General features: G+C 74.3%; 21 protein-coding genes. 8 read left to right on the forward strand and 13 right to left on the reverse strand.

Annotated elements, in window-relative coordinates:
* Nucleotides 1-2: 2 nt before the first annotated feature.
* On the reverse strand, nucleotides 3-1,256 hold the full coding sequence (locus IE316_RS12615) for an FUSC family protein (protein WP_190204348.1): 1,254 nt from the start codon (nucleotides 1,254-1,256) through the stop codon (nucleotides 3-5).
* Nucleotides 1,257-1,354: 98 nt separating this feature from the next.
* Complete coding sequence (locus IE316_RS12620; RefSeq protein ID WP_190204349.1) at nucleotides 1,355-1,849, reverse strand: FBP domain-containing protein; 495 nt, start codon at nucleotides 1,847-1,849, stop codon at nucleotides 1,355-1,357.
* A 194-nt stretch (nucleotides 1,850-2,043) separates the two neighbouring features.
* Between IE316_RS12620 and IE316_RS12625 the strand changes: the two genes are divergently transcribed.
* Together IE316_RS12625 and IE316_RS12630 are read left to right on the forward strand one after the other, a co-directional pair.
* Nucleotides 2,044-3,336 carry an ROK family transcriptional regulator gene (locus IE316_RS12625; RefSeq protein WP_190204350.1) on the forward strand — a complete coding sequence of 431 codons (1,293 nt, stop codon included), beginning with the start codon at nucleotides 2,044-2,046 and terminating at the stop codon, nucleotides 3,334-3,336.
* Between the two features lie 90 nt (nucleotides 3,337-3,426).
* Complete coding sequence (locus IE316_RS12630) at nucleotides 3,427-3,687, forward strand: hypothetical protein (RefSeq protein WP_190204351.1); 261 nt, start codon at nucleotides 3,427-3,429, stop codon at nucleotides 3,685-3,687.
* 28 nt (nucleotides 3,688-3,715) lie between these two features.
* On the opposite strand, the gene IE316_RS12635 is transcribed toward IE316_RS12630, so the two are convergent.
* The 4 genes from IE316_RS12635 to IE316_RS12650 all read right to left on the reverse strand — a co-directional run bounded on the left by IE316_RS12635 (nucleotide 3,716) and on the right by IE316_RS12650 (nucleotide 8,158).
* Nucleotides 3,716-4,750: an SDR family oxidoreductase gene (locus tag IE316_RS12635; RefSeq protein WP_190204352.1), complete on the reverse strand. Its 1,035-nt coding sequence runs from the start codon at nucleotides 4,748-4,750 to the stop codon at nucleotides 3,716-3,718.
* Between the two features lie 284 nt (nucleotides 4,751-5,034).
* Complete coding sequence (locus IE316_RS12640; RefSeq protein ID WP_190204353.1) at nucleotides 5,035-6,273, reverse strand: FUSC family protein; 1,239 nt, start codon at nucleotides 6,271-6,273, stop codon at nucleotides 5,035-5,037.
* Between the two features lie 145 nt (nucleotides 6,274-6,418).
* Nucleotides 6,419-7,075, reverse strand: coding sequence for an HAD family hydrolase (locus IE316_RS12645; protein WP_190204354.1), 657 nt, complete (start codon nucleotides 7,073-7,075; stop codon nucleotides 6,419-6,421).
* 45 nt (nucleotides 7,076-7,120) lie between these two features.
* Entirely contained in the window at nucleotides 7,121-8,158 is a 1,038-nt protein-coding gene (locus IE316_RS12650; RefSeq protein WP_190204355.1) for a PHP domain-containing protein, read from the reverse strand.
* 144 nt (nucleotides 8,159-8,302) lie between these two features.
* On the opposite strand from IE316_RS12650, the gene IE316_RS12655 reads away from it, so the two are divergent.
* Genes IE316_RS12655 through IE316_RS12665 form a run of 3 tightly spaced genes read left to right on the forward strand, consistent with a single transcriptional unit; the run spans nucleotide 8,303 to nucleotide 10,422 of the window.
* Entirely contained in the window at nucleotides 8,303-9,100 is a 798-nt protein-coding gene (locus IE316_RS12655) for an SDR family oxidoreductase (protein ID WP_190204356.1), read from the forward strand.
* Between the two features lie 26 nt (nucleotides 9,101-9,126).
* Nucleotides 9,127-10,143, forward strand: coding sequence for a DNA topoisomerase IB (locus IE316_RS12660; protein ID WP_190204357.1), 1,017 nt, complete (start codon nucleotides 9,127-9,129; stop codon nucleotides 10,141-10,143).
* Nucleotides 10,144-10,185: 42 nt separating this feature from the next.
* Nucleotides 10,186-10,422, forward strand: a complete 237-nt coding sequence (locus tag IE316_RS12665; RefSeq protein WP_190204358.1) for a hypothetical protein — start codon at nucleotides 10,186-10,188, stop codon at nucleotides 10,420-10,422.
* 18 nt (nucleotides 10,423-10,440) lie between these two features.
* On the opposite strand, the gene IE316_RS12670 is transcribed toward IE316_RS12665, so the two are convergent.
* The 4 genes from IE316_RS12670 to IE316_RS12685 all read right to left on the reverse strand — a co-directional run bounded on the left by IE316_RS12670 (nucleotide 10,441) and on the right by IE316_RS12685 (nucleotide 13,360).
* Complete coding sequence (locus IE316_RS12670; protein ID WP_190204359.1) at nucleotides 10,441-11,019, reverse strand: VanZ family protein; 579 nt, start codon at nucleotides 11,017-11,019, stop codon at nucleotides 10,441-10,443.
* 66 nt (nucleotides 11,020-11,085) lie between these two features.
* On the reverse strand, nucleotides 11,086-11,748 hold the full coding sequence (locus IE316_RS12675; RefSeq protein WP_190204360.1) for a DUF4230 domain-containing protein: 663 nt from the start codon (nucleotides 11,746-11,748) through the stop codon (nucleotides 11,086-11,088).
* A 91-nt stretch (nucleotides 11,749-11,839) separates the two neighbouring features.
* Entirely contained in the window at nucleotides 11,840-12,220 is a 381-nt protein-coding gene (locus IE316_RS12680) for an anti-sigma factor antagonist (RefSeq protein WP_190204361.1), read from the reverse strand.
* A gap of 189 nt (nucleotides 12,221-12,409) precedes the next feature.
* The gene (locus tag IE316_RS12685) at nucleotides 12,410-13,360 is read right to left on the reverse strand and encodes an NADP-dependent oxidoreductase (protein ID WP_190204362.1); all 951 of its coding nucleotides are present in this window, start codon (nucleotides 13,358-13,360) and stop codon (nucleotides 12,410-12,412) included.
* Nucleotides 13,361-13,431: 71 nt separating this feature from the next.
* Here IE316_RS12685 and IE316_RS12690 point away from each other — a divergent pair, with 71 nt between their 5' ends.
* The gene (locus tag IE316_RS12690) at nucleotides 13,432-14,409 is read left to right on the forward strand and encodes a GlxA family transcriptional regulator (RefSeq protein WP_190204363.1); all 978 of its coding nucleotides are present in this window, start codon (nucleotides 13,432-13,434) and stop codon (nucleotides 14,407-14,409) included.
* 111 nt (nucleotides 14,410-14,520) lie between these two features.
* The gene (locus tag IE316_RS12695) at nucleotides 14,521-14,913 is read left to right on the forward strand and encodes a VOC family protein (protein ID WP_190204364.1); all 393 of its coding nucleotides are present in this window, start codon (nucleotides 14,521-14,523) and stop codon (nucleotides 14,911-14,913) included.
* 41 nt (nucleotides 14,914-14,954) lie between these two features.
* Here the strand turns inward: IE316_RS12695 and IE316_RS12700 are convergent, their stop codons facing one another.
* Together IE316_RS12700 and IE316_RS12705 are read right to left on the reverse strand one after the other, a co-directional pair.
* On the reverse strand, nucleotides 14,955-15,254 hold the full coding sequence (locus tag IE316_RS12700) for a DUF4235 domain-containing protein (protein WP_190204365.1): 300 nt from the start codon (nucleotides 15,252-15,254) through the stop codon (nucleotides 14,955-14,957).
* A gap of 63 nt (nucleotides 15,255-15,317) precedes the next feature.
* Nucleotides 15,318-16,343: a glutathione S-transferase family protein gene (locus tag IE316_RS12705; RefSeq protein ID WP_190204366.1), complete on the reverse strand. Its 1,026-nt coding sequence runs from the start codon at nucleotides 16,341-16,343 to the stop codon at nucleotides 15,318-15,320.
* 344 nt (nucleotides 16,344-16,687) lie between these two features.
* Between IE316_RS12705 and IE316_RS12710 the strand changes: the two genes are divergently transcribed.
* On the forward strand, nucleotides 16,688-17,593 hold the full coding sequence (locus IE316_RS12710; RefSeq protein ID WP_190204637.1) for a cation diffusion facilitator family transporter: 906 nt from the start codon (nucleotides 16,688-16,690) through the stop codon (nucleotides 17,591-17,593).
* 66 nt (nucleotides 17,594-17,659) lie between these two features.
* Here the strand turns inward: IE316_RS12710 and IE316_RS12715 are convergent, their stop codons facing one another.
* Nucleotides 17,660-18,109: a nitroreductase family deazaflavin-dependent oxidoreductase gene (locus IE316_RS12715; protein ID WP_190204367.1), complete on the reverse strand. Its 450-nt coding sequence runs from the start codon at nucleotides 18,107-18,109 to the stop codon at nucleotides 17,660-17,662.
* Nucleotides 18,110-18,235 lie beyond the last annotated feature (126 nt).

The following is an 18,235-nucleotide window of genomic DNA, read 5'->3' on the forward strand; positions in this document are numbered from 1 at the left end:
CCTCAGGAACGCCGTCCGGCGGCCGTGCGGTTCCGCCGCAGGCGCCGCACCGGCCGGAGGCGGTCCCGCAGCCGGGTCAGCCGGGGCAGCCTCTCGCGCAGTTCCCGGGTGTGCCGGTCCAGCTCCTCCAGCAGGCGGCGCGAGCGGTGCTCGGTGTCCATCTCGTCCAGGATGCGGTCGACCTCGGTCAGGACCGCGCCGTAGAGCTGCCACTGCCGGGTGCCGCGCTCGACCTCCGCCCGCAGCAGCCCGGCGAGCTTGTCCCGGGTCACCGCGGCCTGCCGCAGTTCGGCGGAGAGCCGTTCCTCCGCGGACTCGGCGTTCTCGCTGACGCTGGTGGTGACCAGGACCGCGAAGCTGACCACGGCGTCGGAGATCTCGGCCAGCAGTTGCTCCAGGGTGGCGCCGGTCTCGGGCGCGAACAGCGGTTCCGGCTCGCGCTCCTTGGCCAGGTCGGTCAGGGTGCGCGCCAGGACGCGCAGGACGACGGTGCAGATCTCCAGCGTGTCCAGACCGGTGCGCAGCACCACCCGGTGCAGCAGCCCCTCCCGTACCCGGGGGTTGAACCGCAGGCTGTCCTCGGCCTGCCGCAGGTCCTCGTCGACCTCGGCGATCTCGTGGTCGAGCCGGCGCGCCTCGTGCAGCCGGGCGGCCGCCTCGTGGAACGGGGTCTGCCCGGACGCCTCCTCGCCGACGCGCAGCATGAGCTGCCGCACCCGCCGGGCCAGCCCCTCGATCGACTCGCCCGCCTGCTCCACCCACACCGGGGGCGCGAGGACCAGGTTGAAGGCGAGTCCGACGACGGCGCCGATCAGCGTCTCCACCACCCGGGCCCACGCCAGCGCCCCGTGCGAGGTCACCCCGAGCACCAGCATGGCGCTGATCGCCACCTCGGCGGTGAACTCGTGCGCCCGCACCAGATGCCCCACGCCCAGCGCCGCCAGGATGATCAGCGCCAGGCTCCACCAGCTCAGGCCCACCACCACGCTGAAGGCGATGGCGACCAGCACCCCGGCCACCACGGAGTTCACCCGGCGGATGCTCATCTTCAGCGTGGCGTACAGGGTGACCTGGACGACCAGCAGCGCGGTGAGGGGAGCGGTGAGCGGGGCCGGCTCCGGACTCAGCCGCACCGCGATCACATAGGCGATCGAGGCCGCGGCGGCCGAGCGGACCGCCTGCACCACCACAGGGTCCCGGTGCGCCTTGCGCAACGATCGGGCGAAGGACACCGAAAGATCACGTACATCGAGCATCCTCGCCTCTGTTCCCCTTCCCCGCGTGTGTCGAACGTACGGTGACGAAACGGACGCTAGCCGCCCGGATCTTCCCCGCTCCGCTCCCACGCGGGCCGCTAGGCCGTCAGCTTGTCCAGGAAGCCGGAGAGGTTGGCCGTGGTGCGGGCGATCTGTTCCTCCAGGGTGAGGCTCTCCTCGAAGCGGCCCCCGGCCTCCGGGGTCTTCTTGCCGCGTACGTAGAAGGAGCAGGCGAGGTCGGTGCACATGTAGAGGCCGACCGAGTTGCCGTCGCGGCCGGCCGGGCCCGCCTTGCGGGCGGTCATGAGGGAGACGCCGCCGCGCGGATGGGTGGTCAGGCACAGCGCGCACATGCTGCGGTGCAGGAAGCCGGGCCGGGCGGGCTGGAAGCGCAGGGCCACGCCGACCGGGCGGTCCCCGAGGCCGGCGACCAGATAGCTGCGGTCGGGGGCGCCCGGGTCCCGCCAGCCGAGGAAGTCGAGGTCGTCCCAGGGGCGTTCGTCCAGGTCGCGGGGGATGTTGACGCGCTTGGCCTCGCCCTTGGAGCAGTTGATGAACGAGGCGCGGATGTCCTGCTCGGTGAGGGGTTTCACGGGGGCTCCTGAGGGATGGAAGGAAACCTAGGGATCCTAGGCGCACGCCTATGCTAGGTAGCCCTTTGGGTGAGTGGCCACTGTATTTCCCGCCCTCTCTTAGCTCAGGGCGTGAATTAAGTGGCAGGGAAAGTCGCGGCGGGCCGTCCCCGTTGGGTATCTTGCGGGTCGGGCACGGGTGCGGAGGGAGCCACATGGCGGCGGGGCGGAACGGGCGCACGGTACGCGACCTCAGAAGGGCGAACCGCACGGCCGTCCTCCAGCGGCTCTACTTCGACGGACCCCTCAGCCGCTTCGAGCTCGGCCCGGCCACCGGCCTCAGCTCGGGCTCGGTCAGCAACGTCGTCGCCGACCTGGCCGCCGACGGACTGATCGAGGAGGCCGGCAGCGTCGGCTCCGACGGCGGCCGGCCCCGCACCCTGCTGCGGGTCGCCCCCGGCAGCGGGCACATGATCGGCGTGGACGTCGGCGAGACCCGGGTCCGCGTCGAGCTCTTCGACCTCACCCTCACCGAACTCGCCCGCGCCGAACGCCCCCTCGCCCCCCAGCGGCACGATGTCGACGTGGTCGTCGGCCACATCCGCGACGGCATCGCCGAGGTGCTCGCCACCGCCGGCCGCGCCCCCGAGGACCTGCTCGGCGCCGGGATCGGCGTCCCCGGCATCGTCGAGCACACCCCCGACCGCGGTGCCGTGGTGCACGGGCAGACCATCGGCTGGGACGCCGTCCCCCTGGAGGAGCTGCTGCGCGCCCGCTCCCCGCTGCCGGACACCGTGCCCTACCTCATCGACAACGGCGCCAAGACGCTCGGCCAGGCCGAGATGTGGTTCGGCGCCGGCCGCGGCGCCCGCAACGCCATCGTCGTCCTCTTCGGCTCCGGCGTCGGCGCCTGCCTGGTCACCCCCGAGGTCGAGCACGGCCGGGCGGTCGAGTGGGGGCACCTGACGGTACGGGTCCGGGGACGCCGCTGCCGCTGCGGCGCCCTCGGCTGCCTGGAGGCGTACGCGGGCGCCGAGTCCCTGCTCGCCCGCTGGCACGAGGAGGGCGGCCGGGTCCCCGACGGCACCGACGAGGAGACGGCGCTGACCGCCATGCTCGCCGCCGCCTATCCGCCCGACGGCGCCGCACCCGACCCGGTGGCGCTCGCCGTCCTCGACGAGACCGCCGAGTACCTGGGCGCCGGCCTGTCCGACCTGATCAACCTCTTCCAGCCCGAACGCATCCTGATCGGCGGCTGGGCCGGCCTCCAGCTCGGCACCCGCTTCCTGCCCGCCGTACGCCGCCACGCCCTGTCCTACGCGCTGCGCCACCCCGCCGAGAAGGTCACCGTCGACCTGGGCCGGCTCGGCCCCGACGCGGTGACCGTGGGCGCCGCGATCCTGCCGCTGGCCGGCTTCTTCGCGCGCGGCGGCCGGCGCCCCGAACCCGCGCCCCAGGACCCCGTGCCCGCCTGGCGCACCGCGCTCCAGGAGCGGACCCCGCACTGAGGTTTCGCCGGGCGGCGCGGACGGTACCCGGAACCGCTCGTCCGGCATCCGACCGGACGGGGACCCGCAGCACAGCAGGAGGGAGACGCCGTGACCGACCACCGCGCCGAGGGACCCGGCGAGAACGGTGCCCCCGTGCCCCGCGACCTGCCGGACCAGCAGGCCGACGCGGGCGAGGACCCCTGGGACGTCGCCCCCGGCCTCGCCGCCCGCGGGGACACCGGGGCGGACGAGGACGAGGACGGCACCGACGTGCCCGACACCGACGAGGCGGGGACCGGACGGCGGGGCGCGCCGCACGCGAGCGCGGACGACCCCGACCAGCCGGTGCCCGACGAGCCCTCCGCCTGACACCGGCCGGCCCGGAGCCGCCGCGGGATCAGCCCACCTTGCGGCCCCGCAGCGGCTCCGTGGCGGCACCGGCGCCCTCCTGGAACCCCTTCAGGAACTCCTCCAGGACCTCGGTGGCGGTGTGCTCCGGCCGCCACCCCAGCTCGGCACGCGCGCGCGTGCAGTCCATCAGCGGCAGCCGCAGCACCGCGTCGAACAGGTGCGGGGAGGCGGGCAGCAGCCGCAGCCGCCAGGCCGCGGCGATCGCCGCGCGCGCCGCCGGGCGCGGCACCCTCACCCGCCGCGGGGTACCGACCAGCTCGCCGAGCAGCTCCGCGTCGACGGGCGGCTCGGCCGCCAGGTTGTACGGGCCCCGCGCGTCCTCGGTGCGCACCGCGAGCCGGTACGCGTTCGCCGCGTCCGCCGTGTGCAGCGCCTGCATCCGCAGCCCCGGCACGTCCGGCAGGAACGGCAGCAGCTCCGGGCGGGCCAGCGGCCCCGGCAGGTACTTGCCGCCGAAGATGCGGCGCTGCTCGCTCGCCGACGACCGCTTGAACAGGAACGCCGGCCGCATCCGCACCACCCGGATCCCCGGGTGGTCCCGCTCGAAGATGTCCAGGGCGCGCTCCAGGTACGCCTTCTCCCGGCAGTACGCGGCGTCCGGCCAGCCGTGCGTCGGCCAGGACTCGTCGATCGCCCGGTTCTTCGGCCCCGGCGAGTACGCGCCGACCGAGGAGGCGTGCACCAGCACCGGCACCCCGGCCGCGGCCACCGCCTCGAAGACCCGCAGCGACCCGAGGACGTTGGTCCGCCAGGTCGTCGCCGGATCGTGGGTGGGCTGGAACGCCCACGCCAGGTGGATCACGGCGTCGGCCCCCGAGAACAGCCCGACCAGGTCGTCCGGGCCGGCGCCCAGGTCGGCCGCGGCCCACTCCGTCTTCGCCGGCGACCACTCGGGGATCCGCCGGGCCAGGCCCAGCACCGAGCCGACCTCCGGATCCTCGGAGAGGAGCCGCACCACACTCGTACCCACGTTGCCGGTGGCCCCCGTGACCACGACCCTGCTGCCCGCCGCGCTGCTCACCATCCGCTCCTCTCGGCCGCTGTGTTCCGCAGGTGAGGCCCCCGGGTACCCCGGGCGCGGCCCGCGCAAGCGGACTCCGCCGGACTCCCGGGCGGCTCCGGCGCTTCCGGGACAGCAGAAAGCCCCGACCGGGACGGGGGAATCACGGTCGGGGCGGCTCAGGTGTGGGCGCGGACGGCGGTCGCCTCTCGGCGAGACGCTCCACAGGGCTTCAGCCGGACGATCGTCCCTGTGGGCAGAAGGTGAGGCCCGGGGACACTGTCCCGTCCGCACCCACGATCGTCTCAACGGTGCGGGACCTCCTGATGTTCCGTGTTTCGTCCCGGTACGGGGTGATCCGCGTCACCACATCCGTCGGCGCCGCCGGGCAGCACCTCCGCCCAGATGTTCTCGGCCTGGAGCAGCAGGGTGCCCAGGACGGCGGTCGGCGCGGCGCCCCGCCGGGCGTGCTCGCGCAGCCCCTCCTGGAGCCGCTCGTGCAGATCGTCCAGATCCGCCGGGTCGGCCCGGCCGGGCCGGTCCGCGCCGGCCGTGCCCGCGAGGCGGTCGGCCTCGGCGTGGCAGGTGTCGCCGATCAGCTCCAGCAGGCGCGCGTAGCGCCGCAGCACCGGGCCCTCGGGCGGGGCGGGGGTGCGGTGGTCGTCGACCGTCACGGCCAGGGTCCGGGCGAGCGCGGTGACGTGCCCGGTGACCCGGCCCCACCGCAGGTCCTCGTCCTCCGGCGGCACGCTGGAGGTCGGCGGCACCCGGTGCAGGGCGCGCAGCGGGGCGTAGGTCAGCCGCAGGCTCTCCCGGCTCCAGGCGCGGGCCGAGTGCAGCGCGTCGAGCCGGCGCTGCAGCCCCGCCGCCCCGTCGGACCAGTCGGCGGCGGTCTGCGCGTCCCAGTCCTCGCGGCGCAGGCCCCCGGCGATGTCCCGCAGCACGTCGCCGGTGTCCCGGACCAGCGCGACCAGGTTCTCCCGGACGTCCCGCAGATGGATCGGGGGCAGCACCAGCGCGTTGACGGCGACCCCGATGATCGCGCCGAGCGCCGCCTGCGCCAGCCGGTGCCCGACCGCCGAGCCGGAGACGGCCCCGGAGGCCAGGGTGAACACGGCGGTGGTGGCGGCGTAGACGCCCTGGGTGCCCAGGCGTGCCCAGTTGGCCAGCAGCATCAGCGGCGGCAGGCACAGGGCCAGCGCGCCGGTGGTGTCGTCGGTGACCGCCTGCGCCCCGGACGCCACCAGGGTGCCCACGCACATCGCGGTGAACTGCTGGGCGCCCTGCCGTACCGAGCTGTAGACGGTGGCCTGCACCAGCACCACCGCGACCCAGGGCGCCATCAGGGCCATCGGGTCGCCCATCCAGACCCCCGCCACGCACCAGGCGAGCAGCCCGGCCGCGGCCGCCTTCAGCGACTGCTTGACCAGGTCGCGTTCGCGCCCCGGCGCCCGCCAGGCGGCCCGGGCGGCCTGTCCCGCCGCGTACGTGTCCCGCCGTACCGCGTCCCTCAGCCGTCCGGCCCGGTCCCTCACGTCCGTCATGCCCGGACGGGTATCCGCAAGATCGGCACCGTCACACGAAGCGGCCCGGCGCCGTCACGCGAGAGGTCCGGCGCCGTCATGCGAAGAGGCCCGGCCTCGTCCCGCGGAGAGTCCCGGAGCTGTCACGCGAAGAAGCCCGGCGCCCTCACGCGAAGGGGCCGTTGGCCAGGTCCGCGAGCAGCGCGGCGGGATCGTCGTAGACCGCGTCGGCGCCCGCGTCGACCAGGTCGGCGCGGGGGATGCCGCCGCACAGCATGCCCACGCAGCGCACCCCGGCCGAGCTGCCCGCGCGCATGTCCCAGACCGTGTCGCCGACGAACACCGCCCGCTCGGCGGGCACCCCGGCCAGCTCCAGGGCGTGCTGGACCGGCTCGGGCGCGGGCTTGCCCGCGTCGACGTCGTCGGCGCTCGCGGTCGCCGTGATGGCGTCGTCCGCGTCGATGGCCCGGCGCAGCGCGCTCAGCTCCGCGCCGCCCGCCGAGGTGGCCAGCACCACCGTCCAGCCGTCCGCGGCCAGCCGGCGCAGCAGGTTCCCGGCGTCCGGGAGGGCGGGCAGCCTGTCGAAGTACTGCCCGTACAGCGCCTTGTGCGCGGCGCTGATCCCGTCGTCCTGGCCGGTGTCGCGGTCCTCGCCCAGCAGGTGGGCGATCAGGTCGGTGGAGGGCAGGCCCACGGCCCGGTGCACGGCGTGCATGGGCACCTGGTGCCCGGCCTGCCGGAACGCCTCCCACCAGGCCGTGACGTGCAGGTGGTTGGTGTCGACCAGGGTTCCGTCGACGTCGAACACGGCGGCCCGTTCCATGCACCGTTCCTCTCCTCGTGCCTCGGTCCCCCGGCGGGTACCACGTCAGCGGCCCTTCACGCGCTCCGGCGTACGGCCCTCCCGGGTCCAGGCCAGCAACTCGTCCAGGGACCAGGTGGTGACCACCCGGTCCGGGTCCACCCCGCACTCCTCGGCCCGCGCGCAGCCGAGGATCTGCCAGTCCAACTGGCCCGGCGCGTGCGCGTCGGTGTCGATCGAGAACAGCGTGCCCGCGGCCACCGCCTGCCGCAGCAGTTGCCGCGGCGGGTCCAGCCGCTCGGGCCGGCTGTTGATCTCCACGGCGGTGCCGCTCTCCGCGCAGGCCGCGAAGACCTCCGCCGCGTCGAACTCCGACTCCGGCCGCCCCCGCCCGGTCACCAGCCGCCCGGTGCAGTGGCCGAGGACATCGGCGTGCGGGTCGCGTACGGCGGCCAGCATGCGGCGGGTCATCGAGCGGGCGTCCATCCGCAGCTTGGAGTGCACCGACACCACCACCACGTCGAGCCGCTCCAGCAGCTCCGGCTCCTGGTCGAGCGAGCCGTCCTCCAGGATGTCGCACTCGATGCCGGTCAGCAGCCGGAACGGCGCCCAGGTCTCGTTCAGCCGGGCCACCACGTCGAGCTGCTCGCGCAGCCGCTCGGGGGACAGGCCGCGCGCCACGGTGAGCCTGGGGGAGTGGTCGGTCAGCGCCGCCCACTCGTGCCCGAGGGCCGCCGCGGTCCGCCCCATCTCCTCGATCGGGCTGCCGCCGTCCGACCAGTCCGAGTGCAGGTGGCAGTCGCCGCGCAGCAGCCCCCGCAGGCGCTCGCCGCCCTCGGTCACCGGGGTGCCCGCCTCGCCTTCCAGCTTCTCCAGGTAGCCCGGCACCTGCCCGGCCAGCGCCTCCCGCACCACCTGGGCGGTCTTCGGGCCGACCCCCTTGAGCGACTCCAGCGAACCGGCGTCCGCCCGCTGCCGCACCTCGTCCGCCGCCAGGCCGGACAGCACCCGGGCCGCCGTGCGGAACGCGCGGACGCGGTACGCCGGGGCCAGCGACCGCTCCAGCAGGAACGCGATCCGGTCCAGCGCCTCGACGGGGTCCATCGGATGAGCCACCTCCTCGCCCCCAGGGTTCCCCAGTCGGGGGCCGCCCGCACGGCGGGGGACGGGGTCCGCCGTGGTTTGCCGGTACCTCGCCCGGGTACTGCGATGCCCCGTCACTTGTGTCCCTGCCGTCGAGGAGGCACCATGCCCGACCCCACCCGTGTCGCCGTGATCACCGGCGCCGACTCCGGCATCGGCCGGGCCACCGCCGTCCGCCTGGCCGAGGCCGGCCTGGACATCGGCATCACCTGGCACACCGACGAGGAGGGCGCCGAGCGCACGGCGCGGGAGGTACGCGCCCTGGGCCGGCGGGCCGAGACCAGTCGCGTGGACCTCACCGAGCTGCCCGCCGCCGCGGACACCGTCGACGACCTGTGCGAACGGCTCGGCCGGGTCGACGTCCTGGTCAACAACGCCGGGACCGGCACCGCCACGCCCTTCCTCGACCTGGGCCTGGACGATCTGCGGCACGTCCTGGACGTGGACCTCGCCGGGCCGTTCCTGTGCGGCCAGAAGGCGGCCCGCCGCATGATCCGGCAGGGCGACGGCGGCCGGATCGTCAACGTGACCTCCGTCCACGAGCACCAGCCGCGGGTGGGCGCCGCCCCCTACTGCGCGGCCAAGGGCGGGCTCGGGCTGCTCACCCAGGTGATGGCGCTGGAACTGGCCGAGCACGGCATCACCGTCAACGCGGTCGCCCCCGGCGAGATCGCCACGCCCATGACCGGCCAGGAGGACACCGACCCGCACACCGAACGCCGGCCGGGCGTGCCGCTGGGCCGGCCCGGCGACGCCCGAGAGGTCGCCGCCGTGATCGCCTTCCTCGCCGGACCCGACGGCTCCTACGTCACCGGGGCCTCCTGGAGCGTGGACGGCGGCATGCTGCGCATGGGCCCGATGGCAGGCTCCCATCTGACCAGCGACGACTGGCGGCGGCCCTGAGAACGAGCACCCGGAGGGGGGACATCGTGCGACTGCGCACCAGCTCCTGCGACCGGCCCGGCTACCGCCGGGTCCGGCACGGCCGCGGCTTCCGCTACCTCGACCAGCACGGCGAGCCGCTCACCGACCCCGGCCAACTGGCCCGGATCAAGGCCCTGACCATCCCGCCCGCCTGGCGCGACGTGTGGATATGCCCCTGGCCCAACGGCCACCTCCAGGCCGTCGGCACCGACGACGCCGGTCGCCGCCAGTACCTGTACCACGAGGAGTTCCGCGCCCAGCAGGACCAGGCCAAGCACGAGCACGTACGGGAGGTGGCGCGGGCCCTGCCGGAGCTGCGCCGCCAGGTCTGCGCCGACCTGGCGGGCCGCGGACTGACCCGGGCCCGGGTCACCGCCTGCGCGGTACGCCTGCTCGACCTGGGCTTCTTCCGCGTCGGCAGCGTCCGCCACACCCGGCAGAACGGGACGTACGGGCTCACCACCATGCTCCGCGAGCACGTCACCTGCGGGCGCGGCGAGATCGCGTTCAGCTACCCGGCCAAGGGCGGCATCGAACTCGTCCGCGCACTGGTCGACGAGGACGCCCACGCCGTCGTACGGGCGCTGCTGCGGCGCCGGCGGGGCGGGGACCAGTTGCTGGCGTACTGGGAGCGGGGCGCCTGGCACGACCTGCACAGCGACGACCTGAACGAGGCGCTGGCGAAGCTGTCCGGCACGGACATCACCGCCAAGGACTTCCGCACCTGGCACGCGACGGTCCTCGCGGCGGTCGCCCTGTCCGTCACCGCCGAGGACGCCCGCGCCACCGCGGCGGCCCGGCGCCGGCAGATGAGCCGGGCGGTGCGGGAGGTCAGCCACTACCTGGGCAACACCCCGGCGGTCTGCCGGGCCTCGTACATCGACCCGCGGGTCTTCGAGCAGTTCGAGCAGGGGCGGACGATCGCCCCGGTGCTCACCCGACTGGGCGAGCACGGGCACTTCGGCCGTCCGGCCACCCAGGGCGCGGTGGAGGCGGCCGTCCTCGACCTGATCGGCGGCTGAGCGGCCCGGTCAGGACCGGCCGGGCCGCTCTACGCTCGACCTATGACCGAAATCGCGAGCCCGTACATCGCCCGGCCGCGGATCCTGGTGCTCGGGGTCCAGCCGGGCACCCCGCCGTTCCGGATCGTGGAGATCGACGGTCAGGTCGTCGGCGAGGCCCGGGACGTCACCGACGTCCTCCAGGCCGCCGCCGCGTTCGGCATCACCGTGCACGACCTGGACGACCCGGAGACCGTCCGCTGGGTGGGCGGCGACAAGTTCACCTGGAGACCGCACTGACCGTCCCGGGTCCGCCGCTCAGGCCCGGACGCGGCGGGCGTGCACCGCGCGGCTCATCCGCCGCCCGAGCAGCAGGTAGCCCAGGAGCGCGCCCGTGGTGTTGAGGATCACGTCGTCGATGTCGAAGGCGCGGCCGGTGACCATCGCGCCCTGGGCGCACTCGACCAGCAGCATGACGACGGCGGTCAGCAGCAGCACCCGCAGCACCCCGCGGGTGCGCGGCGCGACCACCGGGACCAGCACCCCGAACGGGACGCCGAGCAGCACGTTCCCGCCGATCTGCTTGACCGCGTCGCGCAGCGCGGGCTGGTTGAGATACGCCTCCAGGGAGCGCCCGGGGTGCAGATTGGTGTGGGTGAACGCCTCCGAGGCGGGCGAGGGATTGAGCGTGAGCCGCGCCAGCACCACCGCGAAGGCCACCATGAACAGGAACGCGCACACCACCGCCAGCAGCCGCAGCGGCCAGGGCAGCGGACGCCGTACGGGCTCCGGCTCCGCCCGCTCGACGGCCGGTTCCCCGCGGGCGGCGGGCCCGTCGGGGCCGGGATCGGTGCGGGGGCGCAGCAGGGAGCGCGGCCATGTGCCGGCACGAGCCATTGGGTCTCCTCCAGTGTGAACTTCCCCGTGTGCTACGGCGGTTACCCGCCGGTGTGCCGGCGATGCTCAGTCGCCGTAGGTCACCCGCACCTTTTCGAAGCCGAGGGAGTGCAGCAGGCCCTGGAGCATGCGGGTGGTGTTGCTCTCGGCCCGCGCGTTCAGCCCGCTCTCCTTCGCCGCCTCGCCGATGTGCCGGACCGCGAGTTTCTGCACCGCCTGCTCGCCGTTGGGGTTGTCGGAGAACAGGTCGCCGAGCCGGTCGAACAGGCCGCGCTCCTTGGAGACGGCGTAGGAGCGGTCGGGGTCCAGGGCCGGCTTGGCGAGCGCGGCGTGCGGCAGCCTCAGCGTGGCGGCGGTGCGGTCCTCGTTCACCGTCACATCGCCGTCGCCGACCTTGCCGAGGTCCACGTAGGAGTCGACGCTGCCCGCCCCGACGTACAGGGTGCGGCTGCCGCGGATGGCGTCGGGCACGAACTTGGTGTCCTTCTCCAGGTCGACCACGACCTGGAAGTTCCCGGTGGCGGCCTGGTAGCGGCTGAGGTCCTGGATGGACTCCAGCAGCGCGGGGCCCGACCGGTCCCGGGTCTCGGTGCCGAACAGGTCCTTCAGGCCCGGGATCAGGCTCAGCCGGAACCCGGCGAACAGCACGGCGAGCACCAGCGCGAACGCGGACAGCACCTTCACCCAGGCCGGGAGGCGCCGGGGCTGGCGTCCGATGGGAGTCGACATGGCGACGGCCCTCCTTCCTACTGACCGGATGCCCCTCACTTCCCTTGGCAGACCGGCCAGTTGGCACGCGCCCGCGCCGTGCGGCCCGGCGTCAGAGCGAGCCGGAGGGCGCGCCGGGGCGGCCCAGCGCGTCCTCCAGGGTGGGCCGGGGCGGCAGCAGCCGGGACAGGCCGGTGATGCGCAGCACGCGCAGGGTCAGAGCGTGCGCGCACACCAGGTGCAGTTCGCCGCCGTGGCTCAGGACCCGGCTCCGGGCGCGGTACAGCAGCCGCAGCCCGGAGCAGTCGAAGAACTCCACCCGGCTGAGGTCCAGCACCACCCGGGCGCCGGGGCGGCCCGTCGCCCGGTCCAGATGCGGGACGATCTCGTCGGCCGCGGCGATGTCGATCTCGCCGCGGAACTCCAGCACCGTGTGCCCCCGGACGTGGCGCACGCGCAGATACCGGCTGAGCGGTGCGGGTTCCTGCCGCACACGACATCGCCTCCAGTCGGCTCCCCGGGCGGTGGGCGCCGACACCCCAACGCCCCTACGTGCCCCGCAAGTTACCCCGTCCGAGGGAATTCGAGCATGTTCGATTGACATATGTCATCGAAATCTCAAGTACTGCACACCCCACGTATCCGGGGAGACGCCGGGGACCGGCCGGGGCGGCCCGCCCGCTCAGTCCACCACCAGCACCAGCTTGCCCGTGGTCCGCCCCTGCTCGCCCAGCGCGTGCGCCCCGGCCGCGTCGGCCAGCGGGAAGGTCCGCTCCACCGAGGCCCGCAGCTTGCCCGCCTCCACCAGGGCGGCGATCTCCCGCATCCCGGCCTGGTCGGCGTCGACCAGCATCCGCACCGCCCGTACGCCGAGCCGCTCCGCCTCCCGGGGGAACTCGTCCGAGCCGACCGGCAGGATCGACACCACGACCCCGCCCGGCCGCAGCACCCGCAGCGACTTCACCGCCGTGTCGCCGCCGAGCGTGTCCAGCACCACGTCGACGTCCTTGAACGCCTCGGTGACGTCCGTCTCGTGGTAGTCCACCGGCTCGTCCACGCCGATGGAGCGCAGGAAGTCGTGCTTGCCCGCGCTGGCCGTGCCGATCACATGGGCGCCGCGGGCCTTGGCGATCTGCACCGCCACATGGCCCACCCCGCCGGCCGCCGCGTGGATCAGCACCCGCTGCCCCGGCCGCAGCTCCGCCCGCTCCACCAGCGCCTGCCACGCGGTCAGCGAGACCAGCGGCAGCGCGCCCGCCTGTACGTGGTCGACCCCGGCCGGCTTGTGCCAGAAGAAGCGCGCCGGGGCGGCGACGTACTCGGCGTGGGAGCCGTGGCCGAAGGGGTACGACAGCATGCCGAAGACCTCGTCGCCGGGCTGGAAGGCGGCGACGCCGACCCCCGTCTCCTCGACCGTGCCGGACACGTCCCAGCCCAGCGTGAAGGGGGGCTCGCCGAGGAAGCCGCCGGTCGCGCGGTGCTTCCAGTCGGTCGGGTTGACGCCGGCCGCGCGCACCCGCACCAGCACCTCGTTCGGGCGCGGCGCCGGGCGGGGCAGACGTACTTCCTCGAGGACCTCGGGACCGCCGAGGACGTTCTGGGTGATGGCTCGCATGGTGTTCACATCGCTCATGGTCACCCAGCCTGCCGTCTTCCGCCCGTCCGGAAAATGGCAGGACTGCCATGCTCCGCTACGATCGTGCCATGCAGCTCTCCCGACGCCCGGAACGGGTCGTGGTCCTCGCCCTCGACGGCGTCTACGCCTTCGAGCTGGGCATCCCCAGCCGCATCCTGGGCGCCGCCGACGGCCGCTACGAGGTGCTGACCTGCACCGCCGACGGCCGCCCGGTGCGCACCGACGCCGGTTTCACGGTCACCGCCGACCACGGTCCCGAGGTGCTGGCCACCGCCGACACGGTGGTCGTCGCCGCGGTCGCCCCGTCCCGGGTCACCGCCGAACCGCCCGCCGAGGTGCGCGCCGCCCTGGCGCTGGTCCGGCCCACCGCCCGCCTGGTCTCCATCTGCACCGGCGCCTTCGTGCTGGCCGCGGCCGGGCTCCTGGACGGCCACCGGGCGACCACCCACTGGCAGCTCGCCGACGCCTTCCGGCGGATGTTCCCCCGCGTCCGGCTCGACCCGGACGTCCTCTTCGTCGACGACGGACGGGTGCTGACCTCGGCCGGCGCCGCCTCCGGCATCGACGTCTGCCTCCACCTGGTCCGCGAGGACCACGGCAGCGACCTGGCCAACGCCGTCGCCCGCCGCTGCGTGGTCCCGCCGTTCCGGGAGGGCGGCCAGGCCCAGTACATCGAGCAGCCGGTGCCGCAGGCGGGCTCCGCCGGCACCGGCGCCACCCGCGCCTGGGCGCTGGAGCACCTCGACGAGCCGCTGACCCTGACCGACCTCGCGGCGCACGCCGGGATGAGCCTGCGCACCTTCGCCCGCCGCTTCCAGGACGAGGTGGGCCTGAGCCCCGGACGCTGGCTGATCCAGCAGCGCGTCGCCCGGGCCCGGCATCTGCTGGAGGCCAGCGACCTGCCGGTCGACCGCATCGCCGGGATGGTCGGCTTCGCCACCGGCGCCTCGCTGCGCCAGCACCTGCACGCCGCCATCGGGGTCTCGCCGGGGGCCTACCGGCGGACCTTCCGGGCGACCGCCGTACCCGAAGCAACCCGCGGGTGAGCCGCGGGACTCGGGCCCCCGGCCGACTGAAACGGCCGGGCGGGGATATCCGCAAGAGGAAGCGGGGGCGGGGCAGGACCGCCCCGCGCCCCGGACCCTTCGGAGGGGAACATGGCACTGGTGAAGGCGGGCGTCGTGGTGCTCGACTGTGCCGAGCCCGAGATTCTCGCGGAGTTCTACAAGGAGTTGCTGGGCGCGGAGGAGACGGCCGTCGCCGCCAACCGCGTCGAGATCAGGGGAGCCGACGGCTTCCGCATGGCGTTCCGCCGGGACGTCAACGCCACCCCGCCGAGCTGGCCCCGCCCCGAGAACTCCCTCCAGGCCCACCTCAACTTCGTCGTCGACGATCTGGACGAGGCCGAGCGCGGGGTCGTGGGGCTCGGCGGCCGCCCCCTGGAGACCAAGGACGCGCCGGGCCCGTACGAGGAGCGCAGCTTCTCCGACCCGGCGGGCCACTCCTTCACCCTGCTGCGCAACGCGTCGGCGGCCCCCAAACAGGGCTGAGCCCCGAGGGGGCCGCCGGCGCGGCGGCGGTGCGGCGGGCGTCAGTCGCGCCCGCCGGCCTGGGTCGGCCAGACGCCGGTGGACCGCTCGATGGCCTTGGCGCCCGAGCGGTCCACCACGCTGCGCACCGCGGCGAAGAGGGCCCCCTGGATCGCGGCGGCCAGCAGGATCTCACCCCAGCCCCGGTCCGGGTCCAGGGCGTCGGGCGCGTCGTCCTCGTGCCGGATCAGCTTCCAGGTCTTCTGGAACGCCATCCCGGCCAGCGCGCCGCCCGCCCAGCCCAGGACGAAGCCGACCGGCTTGTAGGCCAGGGGCAGCTTCTGCTTCTTCTTCTTTCCCACAGGTTCTCCTCGGGTTCTCGGGGTCTCGGGGTTCTCAGGGGTTGACGGCGGGTCCGCGGCGCCTCAGGGCCGGCCCCGCGCCGGGACCTCCTCGCCGGGCCGGACCGGACCCGGCGGCGTACCGTCGCCGAACGGCCGGCCGCCCAGGTCCTCGCGGTGGTGCGGGGTGAGCCAGCCCGCCAGGTCGGGTCCCAGGGGCACGATCCCGGTCGGATTGACGCCCGTGTGCACCTGGTAGTAGTGCCGCTTGATGTGGTCGAAGTCGACGGTGTCGCCGAACCCGGGCGTCTGGAACAGGTCCCGGGCGTACGCCCACAGCACCGGATGCTCCGTCAGCTTCCAGCGGTTGCACTTGAAGTGACCGTGATAGACGGCGTCGAAACGCACCAGCGTGGTGAAGAGCCGGATGTCCGCCTCCGTGATCGTGTCCCCGACCAGGTAGCGCTGCCGCTCCAGTTGGGCCGCCAGCAGCTCCAGTCGCCGGAACACCCCCGCGCACGCCGCCTCGTACTCCTCCTGGCCGGTGGCGAACCCCGCCCGGTACACGCCGTTGTTGACGTCCCGGTAGACCTCCGCCATCACCTCGTCGATCTCCGCGCGCCGCGCCTCGGGGTACAGGTCCGGCGCGCCCGCCCGGTGCAGGGCCCGCCACTCGGTGGCCAGGTCGAGGGTGATCTGCTGGTAGTCGTTGGTGACCAGCCGCCCGCTGGGCACGTCCACGATCGCCGGGACGCTCACCCCGCCCGGGTAGCCGGTCTCCCGCTTGTCGTACGCCTCGCTGAGCCAGCGGATGCCGAGCACCGGGTCGCGGCCGTCCGGGTCGAGGGTGAAGCGCCAGCTCCGGTCGTCCTGGATCGGGTCGGCGACCGCCAGCGACAGCGCCTCCTCCAGACCCAGCAGCCGCCGGGAGACCAGCGCCCGGCTCGCCCACGGGCAGGCCCGGCTGACCACCAGCCGGTAACGGCCGGGCTCCACCGGCCAGCCGTCCCGGCCGTCGGCGGTGATCCGGTCCGCGAAGTGGCTCCGGGACCGCTTGAACGCCTTCCGGCCGTACGCGCTGTTGCCGGCCTCCCCGTCGCCGTCGCTCATGGCCTCTCCTCCCTGCCGTGCGGGTGCCCTGGTGGACGCGTTCCCCGTTTTCGGCCGCCGGCACGGGCGGGCCACCCGCACAGCGGGTGTGACCGGGCCCGGCCGGGGGCATCCGGCGAAGGGTGAGCGGCACACCGACGAACGAGACGACCCCCCGTACGGACGAGATATCCGGTGCGGACGAGACACCTCGTACGGACGAAATATCCGGTACGGACGAGACACTTCGTACGGACGAGACATCCGGTGCGGACGAAGCATCCGGTGCGGACGAGGCGACACCCGCGGGGACGCGGACGCGGGCGCAGGAGAAGACGGACCGGCACACCCGCGTCACCGTCCTCGTGGCCCTGGCGGCCAACCTGGTCATCGCCGTCGCCAAGGCGATCGGCGGGGTCCTGGCGGGCTCGCCCGCGCTGCTGTCGGAGGCGGCGCACTCCGTCGCCGACAGCCTCAACGAGGTCTTCCTCCTCGCCGCCCTGCGCCGCAGCCGGCGTCCCGCCGACCGCCGGCACCCCTTCGGCTACGGCAAGGAACGGTACTTCTGGTCGCTCCTCGCGGCCGTCGGCATCTTCGTCATGGGCGGCTGCTTCTCCGTCTTCCAGGGCGTCGAGGCCCTCCGTAAGGGCGCCGAGGAGGAGCTGAGCGGCTACATCGCCGGCCTGATCGTGCTCGGCGTCGCCCTGCTCGCCGAGGGCGCCTCGCTGCTGCGCGCCCTGCACCAGGTGCGCCGGCAGGGCGGCGGCCTCGGCGACCCGGCGCTACGCACCGTCGTCGCCGAGGACGGCACCGCGGTGCTCGGCGTGACGCTCGCCATCATCGGCATGGCCCTGCACATGGTCACCGGCGACGTGGTGTGGGAGGCGTCCGCCTCGCTCGCCATCGGCGCCCTGCTCGGGTACGTAGCCTACCGGCTCGGCCGCGACGCCCGGGACCAGTTGATCGGGGAGGCCGCCGACCCCGAGGCCAGCGGCCGGATCCGGGAGCTGCTGCGGGCCCAGCCGGAGATCGACAGCGTGGAGGCCCTGTTCACCATGAAGACCGGCCTGGACTCCACCCTGGTGGCGGCCCGCATCGACCTGGTGCCCGGCCTGGACAGCGAACGGGTCGAGGAGGTCGCCGTGCGCATCAAGCGGTCCATCGCGCACACCGTCCCCGAGGCGGGGCAGATCTTCCTCGACGTGACCGACCGGCCGGCGCGGGAGGCAGCCGAAAGCCCCGCCGCGACGGGGGAACGCGGCGGGGCCTGAAGCACGCCTGCCCCGGACCCGCCGGTTCATGCGCGCCCCGCGCGGAAAAAAACTCCCGCGCGGCGCTCAGCCCTCCTCGGAGGGCTCCAGGACGAAGACGGGGATCGCCCGGTCGGTCTTCTCCTGGTAGTCGGCGTACGGCGGGAAGGCCGCGACGGCCCGTTCCCACCACTCGGCCTTCTCCCGGCCGGTGACCTCACGGGCCGTCATGTCCCGCTTGACCGGCCCGTCCTGCAGCTCCACGTGCGGGTCGGCCTTGACGTTGTGGTACCAGACCGGGTGCTGCGGCGCTCCGCCGTAGGAGGCGACCACGGCGTACCGGCCCTCGTGCTCGACCCGCATCAGCGGCGTCTTGCGCAGCTTGCCGCTGCGGGCGCCCCGCGTGGTCAGCACGACCACCGGCAGCCCGGTGTCCCGGAGCGTGGTCCCCTCCGTGCCCCCGGAACTCTCGTACAGCTCCACCTGTTCGCGCACCCACCGCGTCGGGCTGGGTTCGTACTCGCCCTCAAGAGGCATGGCATCCGTACCCTTTCGTCGGTTTCCGCCGCGCACCGCCGTCCGGCACCGCGCGGCGCGGTAGTGATCCCTACCCCGTCCGCCCGGTCCGCCGCACCGGCGGGGCTCCCGGTGCCCGACGGGAAC

It is taken from the genome of Streptomyces fumanus, assembly GCF_014655295.1.
GTDB classification, from domain to species: Bacteria; Actinomycetota; Actinomycetes; order Streptomycetales; family Streptomycetaceae; genus Streptomyces; species Streptomyces fumanus.

What these genes read in the sequence shown, in the direction of transcription:
- IE316_RS12615 (WP_190204348.1), bottom strand. Translation starts at nt 1,256, where the DNA reads ATGCTCGATGTACGTGATCTTTCGGTGTCCTTCGCCCGATCGTTGCGC.
- IE316_RS12625 (WP_190204350.1), top strand. Translation starts at nt 2,044, where the DNA reads ATGGCGGCGGGGCGGAACGGGCGCACGGTACGCGACCTCAGAAGGGCG.
- IE316_RS12640 (WP_190204353.1), bottom strand. Translation starts at nt 6,273, where the DNA reads ATGACGGACGTGAGGGACCGGGCCGGACGGCTGAGGGACGCGGTACGG.
- IE316_RS12645 (WP_190204354.1), bottom strand. Translation starts at nt 7,075, where the DNA reads ATGGAACGGGCCGCCGTGTTCGACGTCGACGGAACCCTGGTCGACACC.
- IE316_RS12650 (WP_190204355.1), bottom strand. Translation starts at nt 8,158, where the DNA reads ATGGACCCCGTCGAGGCGCTGGACCGGATCGCGTTCCTGCTGGAGCGG.
- IE316_RS12655 (WP_190204356.1), top strand. Translation starts at nt 8,303, where the DNA reads ATGCCCGACCCCACCCGTGTCGCCGTGATCACCGGCGCCGACTCCGGC.
- IE316_RS12665 (WP_190204358.1), top strand. Translation starts at nt 10,186, where the DNA reads ATGACCGAAATCGCGAGCCCGTACATCGCCCGGCCGCGGATCCTGGTG.
- IE316_RS12670 (WP_190204359.1), bottom strand. Translation starts at nt 11,019, where the DNA reads ATGGCTCGTGCCGGCACATGGCCGCGCTCCCTGCTGCGCCCCCGCACC.
- IE316_RS12675 (WP_190204360.1), bottom strand. Translation starts at nt 11,748, where the DNA reads ATGTCGACTCCCATCGGACGCCAGCCCCGGCGCCTCCCGGCCTGGGTG.
- IE316_RS12685 (WP_190204362.1), bottom strand. Translation starts at nt 13,360, where the DNA reads ATGAGCGATGTGAACACCATGCGAGCCATCACCCAGAACGTCCTCGGC.
- IE316_RS12690 (WP_190204363.1), top strand. Translation starts at nt 13,432, where the DNA reads ATGCAGCTCTCCCGACGCCCGGAACGGGTCGTGGTCCTCGCCCTCGAC.
- IE316_RS12695 (WP_190204364.1), top strand. Translation starts at nt 14,521, where the DNA reads ATGGCACTGGTGAAGGCGGGCGTCGTGGTGCTCGACTGTGCCGAGCCC.
- IE316_RS12705 (WP_190204366.1), bottom strand. Translation starts at nt 16,343, where the DNA reads ATGAGCGACGGCGACGGGGAGGCCGGCAACAGCGCGTACGGCCGGAAG.
- IE316_RS12715 (WP_190204367.1), bottom strand. Translation starts at nt 18,109, where the DNA reads ATGCCTCTTGAGGGCGAGTACGAACCCAGCCCGACGCGGTGGGTGCGC.